This window comes from Streptomyces sp. NPDC002566, from assembly GCF_042889585.1.
Lineage (GTDB): Bacteria > Actinomycetota > Actinomycetes > Streptomycetales > Streptomycetaceae > Streptomyces.
Window position 1 is genome coordinate 227,587 of the sequence record NZ_JBIARD010000003.1, and the last position, 14,760, is coordinate 242,346.

General features: G+C 72.7%; 14 protein-coding genes. 4 read left to right on the plus strand and 10 right to left on the minus strand.

Annotated features, from left to right (window positions below; translation table 11 throughout):
* Nucleotides 1-25 precede the first annotated feature (25 nt).
* The 3 genes from ACFYXA_RS13815 to ACFYXA_RS13825 all read right to left on the minus strand — a co-directional run bounded on the left by ACFYXA_RS13815 (nt 26) and on the right by ACFYXA_RS13825 (nt 2,284).
* The gene (locus ACFYXA_RS13815) at nt 26-490 is read right to left on the minus strand and encodes a DoxX family protein (RefSeq protein WP_389032160.1); all 465 of its coding nucleotides are present in this window, start codon (nt 488-490) and stop codon (nt 26-28) included.
* Nucleotides 491-605: 115 nt separating this feature from the next.
* Nucleotides 606-1,316 carry a class I SAM-dependent methyltransferase gene (locus tag ACFYXA_RS13820; RefSeq protein WP_389032163.1) on the minus strand — a complete coding sequence of 237 codons (711 nt, stop codon included), beginning with the start codon at nt 1,314-1,316 and terminating at the stop codon, nt 606-608.
* 68 nt (nt 1,317-1,384) lie between these two features.
* Nucleotides 1,385-2,284 carry an acyltransferase domain-containing protein gene (locus tag ACFYXA_RS13825; RefSeq protein ID WP_389033379.1) on the minus strand — a complete coding sequence of 300 codons (900 nt, stop codon included), beginning with the start codon at nt 2,282-2,284 and terminating at the stop codon, nt 1,385-1,387.
* A gap of 89 nt (nt 2,285-2,373) precedes the next feature.
* Between ACFYXA_RS13825 and ACFYXA_RS13830 the strand changes: the two genes are divergently transcribed.
* Nucleotides 2,374-2,640, plus strand: a complete 267-nt coding sequence (locus ACFYXA_RS13830; RefSeq protein ID WP_130437314.1) for a DUF6343 family protein — start codon at nt 2,374-2,376, stop codon at nt 2,638-2,640.
* A 49-nt stretch (nt 2,641-2,689) separates the two neighbouring features.
* On the opposite strand, the gene ACFYXA_RS13835 is transcribed toward ACFYXA_RS13830, so the two are convergent.
* From ACFYXA_RS13835 to rpsA, 4 genes are all read right to left on the minus strand, one after another.
* A complete protein-coding gene (locus ACFYXA_RS13835) occupies nt 2,690-3,070 on the minus strand; it encodes a M48 family metallopeptidase (RefSeq protein ID WP_130437313.1) in 381 nt (126 codons plus the stop codon).
* 83 nt (nt 3,071-3,153) lie between these two features.
* The gene (gene coaE / locus ACFYXA_RS13840) at nt 3,154-3,756 is read right to left on the minus strand and encodes a dephospho-CoA kinase (RefSeq protein ID WP_351099020.1); all 603 of its coding nucleotides are present in this window, start codon (nt 3,754-3,756) and stop codon (nt 3,154-3,156) included.
* Nucleotides 3,757-3,856: 100 nt separating this feature from the next.
* The gene (locus ACFYXA_RS13845) at nt 3,857-4,795 is read right to left on the minus strand and encodes a PAC2 family protein (RefSeq protein WP_389032168.1); all 939 of its coding nucleotides are present in this window, start codon (nt 4,793-4,795) and stop codon (nt 3,857-3,859) included.
* A gap of 179 nt (nt 4,796-4,974) precedes the next feature.
* Entirely contained in the window at nt 4,975-6,471 is a 1,497-nt protein-coding gene (rpsA, locus tag ACFYXA_RS13850) for a 30S ribosomal protein S1 (protein WP_130437310.1), read from the minus strand.
* Nucleotides 6,472-6,699: 228 nt separating this feature from the next.
* Between rpsA and ACFYXA_RS13855 the strand changes: the two genes are divergently transcribed.
* Together ACFYXA_RS13855 and hrpB are read left to right on the plus strand one after the other, a co-directional pair.
* Entirely contained in the window at nt 6,700-7,650 is a 951-nt protein-coding gene (locus ACFYXA_RS13855; RefSeq protein ID WP_389032171.1) for a class I SAM-dependent methyltransferase, read from the plus strand.
* Nucleotides 7,651-7,727: 77 nt separating this feature from the next.
* The gene (gene hrpB / locus ACFYXA_RS13860) at nt 7,728-10,271 is read left to right on the plus strand and encodes an ATP-dependent helicase HrpB (protein WP_389032173.1); all 2,544 of its coding nucleotides are present in this window, start codon (nt 7,728-7,730) and stop codon (nt 10,269-10,271) included.
* Here the strand turns inward: hrpB and ACFYXA_RS13865 are convergent.
* The 3 genes from ACFYXA_RS13865 to ACFYXA_RS13875 all read right to left on the minus strand — a co-directional run bounded on the left by ACFYXA_RS13865 (nt 10,261) and on the right by ACFYXA_RS13875 (nt 13,495).
* Nucleotides 10,261-11,253: a DUF3068 domain-containing protein gene (locus ACFYXA_RS13865; protein ID WP_389032175.1), complete on the minus strand. Its 993-nt coding sequence runs from the start codon at nt 11,251-11,253 to the stop codon at nt 10,261-10,263. The genes hrpB and ACFYXA_RS13865 overlap by 11 nt on opposite strands.
* 21 nt (nt 11,254-11,274) lie before the next feature.
* Nucleotides 11,275-11,409, minus strand: a complete 135-nt coding sequence (locus ACFYXA_RS13870) for an SPW_0924 family protein (protein WP_352246227.1) — start codon at nt 11,407-11,409, stop codon at nt 11,275-11,277.
* Between the two features lie 202 nt (nt 11,410-11,611).
* Complete coding sequence (locus ACFYXA_RS13875; protein WP_389032178.1) at nt 11,612-13,495, minus strand: lytic transglycosylase domain-containing protein; 1,884 nt, start codon at nt 13,493-13,495, stop codon at nt 11,612-11,614.
* 354 nt (nt 13,496-13,849) lie between these two features.
* Here ACFYXA_RS13875 and ACFYXA_RS13880 point away from each other — a divergent pair, with 354 nt between their 5' ends.
* Nucleotides 13,850-14,689 (plus strand): DUF4184 family protein, encoded by an 840-nt coding sequence (locus ACFYXA_RS13880; protein WP_389032180.1) that lies wholly within the window; start codon nt 13,850-13,852, stop codon nt 14,687-14,689.
* Nucleotides 14,690-14,760 lie beyond the last annotated feature (71 nt).

Below are 14,760 nucleotides of genomic sequence, written 5' to 3' on the forward strand. Positions count from 1 at the left end.
GTACGACCCCACCACGCGGGGCGGTTCACGCCCCGCGTCGCACGAGCCGCAGCAGATCGGCGTTGGAGCCGCGCCGCGTCCAGGCGATCAGGGCCAGGGGGACGAGCAGGATCAGCGGGGTCGCCGCGTTCTGCCCGTCGAACACGGCGATCTGCACGACGAACGCGCCGACCATCAGCGCGCCCAGCGCCACGGCCGCCACCGACTGCAGCACCGGCACCAACAAGGCCACCGCTCCGGCCAGTTCAAGGACGCCGATCGCGTACATGCCCGCGCTGCCCCAGCCCATCTCGTCGAACGCCTCGGACGCCGTCGGATGCGCGATCAGCTTCGGCAGCGCGCTCGCGAGCCCGTAGAAGAGGGCGAGCAGCACCTGAACTCCGCGCAGCGCGATCCGGGCGGCCCGCCGCCGACCGGTGGCCTGGGAGACGACGGAACCGGGGGAAGCGGAGGTGGAGGGGGAGGCGGCGGAAGCGGTGGTCTCGGACATGGGGTTCTCCTGAAGGGAAGCGGTCCGTCTGTGCTGTCAGAGAGGTAGACCGGCCCCTCGGCCCGGACTCATCGCTGCCGGGCGACTCTTTTCGCTCCGACTTTCACCGCGCCTTTCACTGCTCCTTTTCACCCCTCCGCACCGATCGCGCCTCCGGCACCGCCCGCACCCATATCCGATCCTCCGTCAGGTACCTGTCCACTCTCAGTCCCGCCTCCTCCAGCGCGTCCTCGAACTGTTCCCGGGTCAGCGGCCGGGAGCGGAACGTCTGCGTCCAGACCGCGTCCGGGAACACGTACTCCGCGCGCACCGCGTTGACCCCGTCGCCGACGGGCTCGGAGGAGACTATGCGCAAGGTGAACCCGGTCGGATCGACGCGTTCGCGGGGCAGGTCGGTGTGGTAGTCCTCGCCCTCCCGCTGGATCAGCACGCACCCGCCGGCCGCGACATGCCGCACACAGGTGCGCAGCAAGCCGCGCCGCACCTCGACGTCCCCGCTGTGCACGAGGAACGACGCGAGCATCACCACGTCGAACGTCTCCCCGAGGTCGAGTTCCTCGATGGGGCCGCATATCGTGCGCGCTCCTCGCACCCGGTCGAGCATCTCGGGGGACTCGTCCACCGCCGTGACCGTGAACCCGCGCTCCAGCAGCGCGTGGGTCACGCGCCCCACGCCGCTGCCCAGCTCCAGGATGTGCGCCCCGGCCGGGACGGCCGCGGCGATGATGTCGGGTTCGTCCCGCACGGGCAGCCGGCTGTAGAGCTCCACCGCGCAGCCGTCCGGAGTGATGGCCCCGGGGCCCGTCCCGTCGTGTCCCTCACGCATTCCGAGTGTCATACCCGCCCAACGCCCCACCCCCGCCGCACCGTTCCCGTTCGCGCGTCGGTCACTCGTCAGAGGGACAGCCACCCCGTTCTGACGTACCAGTGCCCCCCGTCCCGCAGATGGTCGAGGACCGCCCGGTGCAGGACGGTCCGGCGCGGGAGCCGCTCCAGTGGCACGTCGGTGGTGCCGAAGACGAAGCGGACGGGCGTCATGTCCTCCGGCTCGGCCGGCTCCTCGCCCAGCCGGAACCGTTCCTGGAACCGGACGATGTTGGAGTCGCCGGGCAGGTACCGCTTCAGCTGGGGGTCGAGCAGCCAGGAGGCGCAGGTCGCCACCGAGGAGGGCTCCTCGGGGTGGTGCCGGGCGAAGAAGTCCCGGGCGAGGTCCAGTGAGCGGTCGCAGGCACGCCGCGACAACGGGCCCATGAAGTCGGGCACATGGACGCTCAGAGCGGGGTCGTCGAGCCCGGCGGCGAGGCCCGCCGCCGCGATCGAGTCGCTCGTGCGCCGGTCGATCCGGGACCGCTGGAACTGGAGCCGTCCCAGCTGGTAGAGCTCGCCCCGCAGGTGCAGGGACAGCCAGCGGGCCGAGAGGATGCCGCCCGTGCCTTGCCATCGGCGGTGCAGCGCGACCGCGCGGCCGACGTCGGCGAGCGTGCGCCGGGAGACCTCCTCCGGGACGCCCAGCTTCCGGTGGTGGGCGCGGGCGTGGGGCAGCGCGCCGACGAGCACGTACAGCGGGAAGAACCGGGCGAGGGCTCCGGACGCGCCGGGGAGGCCGGGCACGTCGGCTCCGCCGCGGACCTCCCCCATGTCCTCGACGAGTTCCGCCACCGCCTTCTCCAGGAAGGCCCGGCTCTCGGCGTCGCCGGTCACCCGCCGGCTCAGCCGGACCGGCTCGTCGATGTCCTGGTGCGGTACTCCGAGGTCGAGGAGCACCTCGGCCAGCTCGTCGGTTTCCGGCAACAGCACCGATCTGACTCCCCTCTTCGCGATCACCGCTCTCCTGGAGAACGCCCGGAGCGAAGAGTACGTTTCATAGGAGGAGTGATGATCCGATGCGTACAGGCAGTGAGCCGGCGACGGCGCGCAGTCCGCTGAGGATGCGGTTGTGGCTGACCGTGTGGGGGCTGCTGTGGGCGGCCTTCGGCACGGTCGCGTTTGCGCTCGCCGGGCGGCCGGGATGGGCCGCCGCCTGCGGGGTGCTGTGGCTGGTGGTCACCGTCGACCTGACGATGATCGTGCGGCATCTGCGCCAGGGGCCCCACTACCAGCCGGGCCGCGACATCCCGCCCTATCCGCCGCCGGAGCACCGGCACCCGTGACACCGTCCGGCGGGCGGTGCGGCGGCGGGGGCCCGCGCCGGGGTGGCCCTCAGGAGTCGAAGCGCGCCGCTTTCAGGTACTGCGGGTTGGGGTCGAGCGCTGCGGCCAGCCGGAAGTGGCGTTTGGCCTGGTCTCCCCGCCCTTGCCGCTCGTAGGTGCGGGCGAGCGCGAAGTGCGCGAACGCGTTGTCCGGCTCGCGCTCCAGGACGATCGTGAACTCGAGCTCGGCCGGCCGCAGTTGTGCGGCGGCGAAGAAGGCACGCGCGCGCAGCAGCCGAGCCGCCGTGTTCTCGGGGTAGGCGGCGATGACGCCGTCGAGCAGCTTCACCGCGCCCCGCGGGTCCCGTGCGGCGAGCAGTTGCTCGGCGGCACGGAAGTCGATGACATGCGTCTCCGGAGTGCGTCCGGTCGAACCGCTGGTTTCGGGCACGGAAAATTCCTTCCCTCGCTGCACGCGTTCAACGCGTCGGGCGACTCCCGCTATTCCGGGGCACCGGGCCGGGGAGAGGCCTCTCAGGCCGCGCGTGCCCGGCGCTCCAGGTCGGCCCACACGTCCTTCACCCGCGCTCTCAGCTCGGCCAGCGGGACGTCGTTGTCGATGACGACGTCGGCGATCTCCCGGCGCTGCTCGCGCGTCGCCTGGGCCGCCATGCGCGCGCGTGCGTCGTCCTCGGTCATGCCGCGCAGGCGGACCAGGCGGTCGAGCTGGGTCTCGGGAGCGGCGTCCACGACCACCACGACGTCGTAGAGGGGTGCGAGGCCGTTCTCGGTGAGGAGCGGGACGTCGTGGACGACGACGGCGTCCTCGGGCGCGGCGGCCTCCAGTTCGGCGGAGCGGGCTCCGACCAGGGGGTGCACGACGGCGTTGAGCGCGGCGAGCTTGTCCGGGTCGGCGAAGACGAGGGAGCCGAGCCGGGGGCGGTCGAGGCTGCCGTCCGCCGCGAGCACGCCCTCCCCGAAGGTCTCGACGATCGCGGCGAGGCCCGGTGTGCCGGGCGCGACGACCTCGCGCGCGATGCGGTCCGCGTCGATCAGCACGGCGCCGCATTCCACCAGCAGCCGTGACACCTCGCTCTTGCCGGCGCCGATGCCCCCGGTCAGGCCCACTTTCAGCATGTCGTGCAGCTTACGGCCTGCCACCGACAGAGCACCCGGCGCTCCCGGCATCCGCCCAGGCGTCCGCCTCCGCGCCCGGTGCCCGCACCCCGGTGCCGGCTCAGCCCTCGCCCTCCCGTTCGGCGAGGAACTTCTCGAACTCCCGCCCGATCTCGTCGGCCGAGGGGATGTCCACGGGCTCGGCGAGCATGTTGCCCCGGGTCTCGGCGCCCGCGGCGGCGTCGTACTGGTGCTCCAGGCCCTGGACGAGGGCGGTGAGCTCCTCGTCGCCCTCCTGGATCTGCCGGTCGATCTCCGTCTGGGTGCGGTGGGCGTCGTTGCGCAGGGAGTGCGCGATGCCCGGCAGGACCAGTCCGGTGGCGGCGGTGAGGGCCTCCAGGACGGTGAGGGCGGCGTCCGGGTAGGGGGAGCGGGCGATGTAGTGCGGGACGTGCGCGGCGATGCCGAGGACGTCGTGGCCGGCTTCCATCAGGCGGTACTCGACGAGCGCCTCGGCGCTGCCGGGGACCTGCGCCTCGTCGAAGGGGCTGCGGTGGCCCGGGACGAGGTCCGTGCGGTTGCCGTGCGGGGTCAGGCCGACGGGGCGGGTGTGCGGGACGCCCATGGGGATGCCGTGGAAGTTCACGGACAGGCGCACGCCGAGCCGCTCCACGATCTGCCGGACGGCGACGGCGAAGCGCTCCCACTCCACGTCCGGCTCGGGGCCGGACAGCAGCAGGAAGGGGGCGCCGGTGGTGTCCTGGACGAGCCGCACCTCGATGGTCGGGTCCTCGTAGTCGGTCCACCGGTCGCGCTTGAAGGTCAGCAGCGGGCGGCGGGCCCGGTAGTCCACCAGCCGGTCGTGGTCGAAGCGGGCGACGACCTGGTGGGGCAGCGCGTCGAGGATCCCGTCGACGATCTGGTCGCCGGTCTCCCCCGCGTCGATGTATCCGTCGAAGTGGTAGAGCATGACCAGTCCGGCCGACTCCTGGGCGAGCGCCATGTCGACGACGGCCAGCCCCTTCGGCTCCCATGCGTACAAATCCTGCGGATCAAGCACTTGGACCGCTCCTCCTCGTGTTCCCTCTTCGTCAACACGCGTGAGGACAGGGGCATTCCCACTCCGGGCCATGATCACGTGAATCCGTCGCGGCCGGTGCGTTTCCCTTCGGCAACGGCTGAGGGGCCGTACCCCGGAAGGTACGGCCCCTCAGTCAGGAGCTGGTGCTCAGTCGGGCGTCAGCTCTGACCGCCGGCGAGCTTCTCGCGCAGAGCGGCGAGCGCCTCGTCCGAGGCGAGCGCACCGGAGGTGTCCGCACCCTCGGAGGAGTACGAGCCACCGCCCGCGGCCGGAGCCGCACCCGCGGCTTCGCCGCCCTCGGCAGCGGCCTTCTCGTCCGCCTCGCGGGACTTGATGACCTGCTGCTGGTGCTGCTCGAAGCGGGTCTGCGCCTCGGCGTACTGGTGCTCCCACGCCTCGCGCTGGGTCTCGTAGCCCTCGAGCCAGTCGTTGGTCTCGGGGTCGAAGCCCTCGGGGTAGATGTAGTTGCCCTGGTCGTCGTAGGACGCGGCCATGCCGTACAGGGTCGGGTCGAACTCGACCGTGGACGGGTCGGCGCCGAAGGCCTCGTTGGCCTGCTTCAGCGAGAGGCTGATGCGGCGACGCTCGAGGTCGATGTCGATGACCTTGACGAAGATCTCGTCGTTGACCTGGACGACCTGCTCCGGGATCTCCACGTGGCGCTCGGCCAGCTCGGAGATGTGGACCAGACCCTCGATGCCCTCGTCCACGCGGACGAACGCACCGAACGGAACCAGCTTCGTGACCTTGCCGGGCACGACCTGGCCGATCTGGTGGGTGCGGGCGAACTGCTGCCACGGGTCTTCCTGGGTCGCCTTCAGCGACAGGGAGACGCGCTCGCGGTCCATGTCGACGTCGAGGACCTCGACCGTGACCTCCTGGCCGACCTCGACGACCTCGGAGGGGTGGTCGATGTGCTTCCAGGACAGCTCGGAGACGTGGACCAGACCGTCGACGCCACCCAGGTCCACGAAGGCACCGAAGTTGACGATCGAGGAGACCACACCGGAACGGACCTGACCCTTCTGGAGGGTCGTGAGGAACGTCTGGCGGACCTCGGACTGGGTCTGCTCCAGCCAGGCACGGCGGGACAGGACCACGTTGTTGCGGTTCTTGTCCAGCTCGATGATCTTGGCCTCGAGCTCCTTGCCCACGTAGGGCTGGAGGTCGCGGACGCGGCGCATCTCGACGAGCGAGGCCGGGAGGAAGCCACGGAGGCCGATGTCGAGGATGAGACCACCCTTGACGACCTCGATGACGGTACCGGTGACGATCCCGTCCTCTTCCTTGATCTTCTCGATGGTGCCCCAGGCACGCTCGTACTGGGCGCGCTTCTTCGAGAGGATCAGGCGGCCTTCCTTGTCCTCCTTCTGGAGAACAAGGGCTTCGATCTCGTCACCGACGGCGACGACCTCGTTGGGGTCGACGTCGTGCTTGATCGAGAGCTCGCGGCTCGGGATAACGCCTTCGGTCTTGTAACCGATGTCGAGCAGGACCTCGTCCCGGTCGACCTTCACGATGACGCCGTCGACGATGTCGCCGTCGTTGAAGTACTTGATCGTCTCGTCGATCGCGGCGAGGAAGGCTTCCTCGTTACCGATGTCGTTGACCGCAACCTGCGGGGTGGTGGCGGTGGTCTCGGTGCTGCTCGTCATGTGGGAAAGGGCTCCGGTACGGACATTGAAGTCGTAGGTACTGCTACGCCGGGAGCCCGTATCGCTCTGAAGAAGCCGGACAGCCTAGGAAGCGCCCCACCGGTGAACCGGTGATGACGCCTCGACAACCGAGGGGACATACGACAGATGCGAGCGCAGCCTGCTACGTCTGAGGTGCGCAGGCCCGCAGCGCAACTTGTAGCATACGGGGGCAGCCGGGCAGGGTCAATGCGCGAAGGCGCACACCCGGGGCACAACGCCGCAATCCCGGCACAAGAAACGTCCTGCGAGGCCGGACAGGCCGGAAAGACCTCTTCCGCGACACGTCCCGGACGGGATGAACGGAAGAGTACGACGAGGGAGCAGATCATCCAAGAGCCCGATGCGTTCGAACCGGAAGCCACCCGGCGCGACGCCGACGTCACGGAGAGTTCCCGGGCCAATCGCGGCTGGTGGGACCGCAACGCCGACGAGTACCAGGTCGAACACGGCACCTTCCTGGGCGACGACCGCTTCGTGTGGTGCCCGGAGGGCCTCGACGAGGTGGAGGCCGAGCTGCTGGGCCCGGCCGAGGAGCTGAAGGGCAAGGAGGTGCTGGAGATCGGCGCCGGCGCCGCCCAGTGTTCACGCTGGCTGGCCGCCCAGGGGGCCCGGCCGGTCGCCCTGGACCTCTCCCACCGCCAGCTCCAGCACGCGCTGCGCATCGGCGGGTCGTTCCCGCTGGTGTGCGCGGACGCCGGCGCGCTGCCCTTCGCGGACGCCTCCTTCGACCTGGCGTGCTCGGCGTACGGCGCGCTGCCGTTCGTGGCGGACCCCCGGCTGGTGCTGTGCGAGCTGCGCCGGGTGCTGCGCCCGGGCGGCCGCTTCGTCTTCTCCGTCACGCATCCGATCCGCTGGGCCTTCCCCGACGAGCCCGGCCCCGAGGGGCTGTCGGTCTCCGCCTCCTACTTCGACCGCACGCCGTACGTCGAGCAGGGCGAGGACGGCAACGCGGTGTACGTGGAGCACCACAGGACGCTCGGCGACCGCGTCCGCGACATCGTGGCGTCCGGCTTCCGCCTGGTCGACCTGGTCGAGCCGGAGTGGCCGTCCTGGAACACCTCGGAGTGGGGCGGCTGGTCCCCGCTGCGCGGGAACCTGATCCCGGGCACGGCCATCTTCGTGTGCGAACGAGACTGAAGCGGCCCTCCTGAGACTTCACACGCGCGCGTGCGGGCGTACGCGGGAGCTTCCCCGGGCGTACGACACTGGGGGGCGTGATCCGTGACGACGCCCTGGACGCGCTGCCCGTGCGGGCCGCCCTGCCCGCCCTGACCGACGCCTTGGACGGGCCCGGCGTCGCCGTGCTGGCCGCGCCGCCGGGCACCGGCAAGACGACGCTGGTGCCGCTCGCGCTGGCGGGCCTGCTGGGCGGGGCCCCGGCCCGGCGGGTCGTGGTGGCCGAACCCCGCCGGATCGCGGCGCGGGCCGCGGCCCGGCGGATGGCGTGGCTGCTGGGCGAGCGGCCCGGCGAAAACGTCGGGTACACCGTGCGCGGCGAGCGGGTCGTCGGGCGGCACACACGCGTGGAGGTCGTCACCACCGGTGTGCTGGTGCAGCGCCTCCAGCGCGACCAGGAGCTGACCGGCGTCGACGTCGTCATGCTCGACGAGTGCCACGAGCGGCATCTGGACGCGGACACGGCGGCCGCGTTCCTGTGCGACGTGCGGGCGGCCCTGCGGCCCGAGCTGCGGCTGGTGGCGGCGTCGGCGACGACGGACACGGCGGGCTGGGCGCGGCTGCTGGGCGGCGCGCCGGTGGTGGAGGCGCACGGAGCATCGTACGACGTCGAGGTGGTCTGGGCTCCCCCGGCCCGCCCGCTGCGCCCGCCGCACGGGATGCGCGTCGATCCGGCGCTGCCGGCGCATGTGGCGTCGGTGGTGCGGCGGGCGCTGGCCGAGCGGTCCGGGGACGTGCTGTGCTTCCTGCCCGGCGTCGGGGAGATCGCCCGGGTGGCGGGGCTGCTCGGGGGCCTGGACGGGGTCGACGTGCTCCAGGTGCACGGGCGGGCGCCGGCGGCCGTGCAGGACGCGGTGCTGACGCCGGGCGTGCGACGGCGGGTGGTGCTGGCCACCTCGGTGGCGGAGTCTTCGCTGACGGTCCCCGGGGTGCGGGTGGTCGTCGACTCGGGTCTTGCGCGGGAGCCGCGGGTGGACCACGCGCGCGGGCTGAGCGCGCTGGCGACCGTGCGGGCCTCGCAGGCGGCCGGGCGGCAGCGGGCCGGGCGCGCGGGGCGTGAGGCGCCGGGGACGGTGTACCGCTGCTGGACGGAGGCGGAGGACACGCGTCTGCCCCGTTTCCCCTCCCCCGAGATCAGGGTGGCCGACCTGGCGGCGTTCGCCCTTCAGGCGGCCTGCTGGGGTGATCCCGACGCCTCGGGGCTCGCGCTGCTGGATCCGCCGCCGGGCGGGGCGATGACGGCGGCGCGGCGTCTGCTGACGGCGGTGGGGGCTGTGGACGGCGGCGGCCGGGCCACGGACCGCGGGATGCGTCTGTCCCGTCTGGGGCTGCACCCGCGGCTGGGCCGCGCCCTGCTGGACGGGGCCGCGCTCGTGGGGGCCGAGCGGGCGGCGGAGGCGGTCGCCCTGCTGAGCGAGGAGGCTCCGCGGGAGTACGGCGACGATCTCGCGGCCGCCCTGCGCCGCGCCCGGCGCGGAGGCGACGCCTACGCGGGGAGGTGGCGTGCGGAGGTGCGGCGGCTGCGGTCCGTCGCCGCCGCGGAGGACTCCCCGGGGCCCGCTGACGGTCTTTCACCGGCCGGTGGGGTGACGCCGGGTGAGGACGCCCGGGACGATCAGGTGGCCGGGCTGGTGGCCGCCCTCGCGTTCCCGGAGCGGATCGCGAGGCTGGACGGCGGGTCGTACCTGATGGTGTCCGGCACCCGCTGCGAGGTGCCCGACGGGTCCCCGCTGCGGGGCATCTCCTGGCTCGCCGTGGCCGTCGCCGACCGGCCCCTCGGCAAGGGGCACGCACGCGTGCAGCTCGCGGCGGCGGTCGACGAGGATGTGGCGCGGTTCGCGGCCGGCGCGCTGCTGGACGCGCGGGAGGAGGTCCACTGGGCCGAGGGGGACGTCGTCGCGCGGCGCGTGGAGCGGCTCGGCGCCGTGGAGCTCGCGGCCCGTCCGCTCAAGGACGCCGACGGGGCCCTCGTCCGCGAGGCGCTCCTCGAAGGGCTGCGGCAGGAGGGGTTCCGGTTGCTGCGCTGGTCGGCGGAGGCCGAGGGACTGCGGCAGCGGCTGGCGTTCCTGCGGCTGCACCTGGGCGAGGCGTGGCCCGACGTGGCCGACGCGTCGCTGCACGCGCGTGTGGGCGAATGGCTGGAGCCGGAGCTGAGCCGGGCCCGGCGGCGCGCCGATCTCGCGCGGATCGACGCCGGACAGGCGCTGGCCCGGCTGCTGCCGTGGGCGTCGGGCGAGGCGGCGCGGCTGGAGGAGCTGGCGCCCGAGCGGATCACCGTGCCCAGCGGGTCCAGGATCCGGATCGACTACGGCGATCCCGAGCGGCCCGTGCTCGCCGTCAAGCTCCAGGAGATGTTCGGCCTCCAGGAGTCGCCGCGGGTCGCGGGGGTGCCGCTGCTGGTGCACCTGCTCTCGCCCGCGGGACGACCGGCGGCCGTCACGGCGGACCTCGCGTCGTTCTGGAAGGACGGCTACCACGGCGTACGGGCGGAACTGCGCGGCCGGTATCCGAAGCATCCGTGGCCGCAGGACCCGGCCGGCGCCGAGCCGACGCGGCACACCAACGCGCGGCTCAGGCGGTGACCGGTTCGGGTTCGGCGGGCTCCTCGGGCGCGGGCTCGCCGGGGCGGCGGCCGCGGGCCTCCAGCCAGAGGGCGAGCGCGAGCAGGACGGCGGCGAGGAACAGGAAGCCCCAGGGCAGGTAGGAGGTCATCAGCAGGACGACGGTGCGGTTGGCCTTGACGAGGTCGACGGTGTGCTCGATGTAGTCCTCGCGCATCTTCACGTGCCCGGCGAACGCCGTCACCCGGTCGCGGTCGCCGAGCAGGGTGCCGCCGCGCAGTTCCTCCTTGTGGATCTCCTCGCCGTAGACGGGCGCGCCGGTGAGCGGTTCGACCCAGAACTTGCGGACGGTGGTGTACCAGCGGGTGGTGCCGGTCGCGGCGACGGTCTCGGGGGTGATTCCGGCGACCGGCATGGTCTTGGGCATGGGGACCTCGGTCCACGGCACGGTCTGCTCGAAGTAGTAGACCTCGACGCCGCGGAAGTCCTGGGTGCCCTTGTAGTGGATGGGGGCGGTGATCCTGGCCTGCGCGTCGAAGTACTCGTAGTCCCGTTTCTCCGTCAGGAACGGCCACTTGAACTCCAGTCCCTCGCGTCGGACGGGGTCGCCGTCGACCGCCTCGCCGGGGGCGTGCACGGGTTCCTGGGTGTGGGCGTCGAAGATGTAGCGCTCGGGGACCTTGGAGACCATCTTGCCGTCGGGTCCCTGGACGTAGGACAGGCCGTCCCAGACGACGACGTCCCGGCCGACGGTCTTCTCGATCCGCTCGGAGGCCTCCACGTCGCCCTTGAGGGTCTGCACGATGGTGACCTTGGGGACGGTGCGGGCGGTCATGGTGCCGTAGTCGAGGAGGGTGGCGTCGTGCGCCTCGAGGACCATGGTCTGGTACTCCCCGGCCGGGATCTTGGCCAGGCGCGGGAAGGCGTACCAGCGCAGCAGCGGGGACAGCGCCGCGAAGAACACGGCGAGGGCGAGCAGGACCAGGCCGGCCATGCGGCGCATCTCGGCCTCCCTCCCGGGCGGTCAGGGGTGTGGTGGCACCGTCGTCAGCAGCGGTTCCGGGGAGGTCCGTCCGGCCGGAGCGCCCACGGCGGTGACGGCGAGGACCAGGGCGAGAGCGAGGACGAGGCCGGACGCGGCGGCGATCAGAGCGCGCATGCGGTCCTCCCGGGGTGTGCGGCGGGGCGCGGTGTGCCGCCTCGCGCCGGTGTCGGGGCGAGGGCAGCGGACCTGATGGTTCGTCAGGTCGGGCACCGTAGCAACGGGCGGCCGAGATGAGAACACGTCGGACACGCCGCACACGACGACGGCGCCCCGCTCGCAGGGAGGGGGCGCCGTCGTCGTGTCGGGGCGGTCGGTGTCAGGAGCCGGTCGACGCCGATCCGGAGGGGCTCGCCGAGGTGCTCCCGGAGGGCGTCTTCGAAGCACCGCTGGACGGGCTGGTCGAGGTGCCGCCGGACGGGCTCGTCGAGGTGCCGCCGGACGGGTCCGAGGTGCCCTGGGAGGGGTCGGGGGTGCCTTCGGACGGGTCGGGGGTCGTCGGCACGGGCGCCGTCACCGTGAGTTCGACGGTGAGGGTGGCGCCGCCGGTGGTGGTGACGCTCAGCAGGTACGTGCCGGCGTTGTCGTCGGCGTACAGCTTCGGCAGCTTCAGCAGGCCGTCGGCGTCGGTCCGCAGGTCCGTCAGGCTGCGGACGCGGTTGCCGGCGGCGTCCTTGAAGTAGGGGCCCTTGTCGTTCGCGGTCGTGCCGCCCGCCGCCGCGACGAGGGTGGCGGTGGCCGCGACCTTGCCCGCCGCGGCGCCCTTGTAGGTGGCCTTCACCTCGACCTGGTCGGCGAACTCGCCGCCCGCGACGCAGGTCAGCGCGGTGCCGCCGGTGCGGGCCAGGGCGTCGGCGGCGCGGGCGGTGACGGTGGCCGTGTACTGGAGGGCGGGGACCGTGCGGCCCACGACCGTGGCGCGCACGGTGAACGTCCCGGTCTTCTCGCCCGCCCGCAGCGCCGGGGCGACGGCGACACCGCCGCTGTCGGTCTGGACCGTGGCGACGCTCTCGCCGCCGGCGAACGTGGCGTCGCCGCCGGTGACGGTGAAGCGGACCCTGACCTTGCCGACGCCCTTGCCGGCCTTGGTCTCCGCCCGCGCGCTGATCTTCTCGCCGAACGCGGCGCCCGCCGTGGCGGTAAGCTCGGTGGCGCCCGCCGCCTCCAGGTGGTCGACGGTGTCGGTCGGCGTCGAGGGAGCGGGCGGGGTCGGCTTCCGGGGCGGGGTGGAGGGCGGCGTCGTGGTGCCGCCGCCGGGCTTGGTGGTCGCCGGGGGCGTCGTCGCCGGCGGGGTGGTGGTCGACGGCCGGGTGGGGGACGGGGACCACGGGGAGGGGCTCGTACCCCTGCCGGCGCCGCCGTCGCTGCGGTTGCCCGGGAGCGCGCCGGTGCCGTCGGGGATCTCGTGCGTGCCCTTGCGGTAGTACTCCAGCCACGACAGGACGGTGTTGTAGTACTCCGTCGAGTTGTTGTAGCTGAGGATCGCCTTGCGCAGGCCGGACGTGGTGGCCATGTCCCAGTCGTAGCGGCACAGGTAGTGCCCGGCGGCGAGCGCGGCGTCGTAGATGTTGTTGGGGTCCTTCTTGCCGTCGGCGTTGCCGTCGCGGCCGGCCCACGCCCAGGTGGACGGGATGAACTGCATGGGGCCCACGGCGCGGTCGTAGACGGCGTCGTTGTCGTAGGCGCCGTGGTCGGTGTCGCTGATGTTGGCGAAGCCGACGCCGTTGAGGACCGGGCCCAGGATGGGCGAGAGGGTGGTGCCGTCGGCGCTGACACGACCGCCGCCGGCCTGCCCGGACTCCACCTTGCCGATGGCGGCGAGGAGCTGCCAGGGCATGTTGCAGCCCGGCTTGGACGCCTTGAGGGCGTCCGCGGCCTTCTTGTAGGCGTCCAGGACGGTCGCGGGGATGCCGGTCTCGCTGCCGCCGGCGCCGGTCGGCGTGGTGCCGGTGCTCTGGGTGGGCGAGGGGACCGGGCTGTTCAGGGGCGGCAGGTCCGTGTAGTACGGCGAGTTGCCGGTGGCGCTGCCCTCGCTGCCCCCGGTGGCGGAATCTCCTGACGGGGCGTCGGCGGCGGTGCGTCCGCCCGGCGTGTCGGCCGTGACGTCCGGCGCCTGGGACGCCGCCAGAGCCGCGACCGCCAACGCGGCCACGGTGGTGTTGACCGCTCCCTTGCGCAGCCTGCTGCCGAAATGCGCCGACATGAAGTGAACCCCTCCCGTGGACACTCGAGCGCCCGTGTTCGTCTGTTTCGCCCGTCCTGGTGGGACGGCGTTGTTCCGCTCGCCCTGGTGGGACGATCAACTGTCCGAAACGGTTGCCCTCACGGGCGGTATTCACCGTTTCGCCCTGCTGTGATGACTTCAGCTGTTCGAACCGCGCTCCAGTCGAGGCGACCAGGTGACCCTACGACAACTTCTTTTGCACCGGCACCCGTTCGAACCCTCCATTCACCGAGTGCTCACGCCCGCGTGGGTTGTCGGAGGCTTCCCGCATACTGATCGCAGCGTCGCACTTCTGGCCGGCCGGTCCGGCAACGACCTTCACGGGGAGCCGGGTTGCCGTTCACGTTGAGTCATGCGGCAGCCGTGCTGCCCGTCGTGCGCATCGACGGGAGCGGGCGCGGCCCGCTGGTGCCGGCCGTCCTCGTGGCGGGCTCCTTCGCCCCCGACATGACCTATTACGCGGCGAGCGTCCTGGACGGCGCGATGGAGTTCGGGGACGTCACCCACTCCTTCCTTGGCGTGTTCACCGTCGACGTGGTCGTGTCCTGGGCGCTGGTGGCGCTGTGGCTGCTGGTGCGCGAGCCCCTCGTGGCGCTGCTGCCCCGGGCCCGCCAGGGCCGCACGGCCGCCCTGACGCGCTGCGGCGCGCCCCGCGCGCGGGTCGCACCGGCCGTCCTGCTGCGGTGGTACGCGTCGGCGGTGCTCGGTTCCCTGACGCACGTGGTGTGGGACGCGTTCACCCATCTCGACCGGTGGGGCATGCGGTTGTTCCCGGTGCTGGGCGAGACGGTGGCGGGCTCGCCGCTGTACTGGTACCTGCAGTACGGCGGTTCCGCGGTCGCCGCGGTGGCGATCGCCGCGTTCCTGACGTTGGCCCTGCGCCGGACACCGCCCGGCGAGCCGCGCGGCGTACCCGTGCTGTCCACGCGGGACCGCTGGTGGGCGGCGGCCCTGATCGGCGGCTGCGCGGTCGTGGCGGCGGTGCGGCGGGCGACGCGCTGGTGGGAGTACTGGCGGCCCCGGGCCGAACCGTACGAGATCATCCCGACCGTCTGCTTCGGCACGGGCGCGGGCCTGTTCCTGGGCGTCCTCGCCTACGCCGTCCTGGTCCGCCTACGCCGCCCAGCACCTCAGGAACCGACACGGCACCGCGAGGGAGTCGGCGTCCGCTGAGCGCTCGGCTCGTCGGCGGGACGGGCGAACGGGGGCCGGGGGGCGGGGGCCGGATGCGCGGGCCGGAGGGA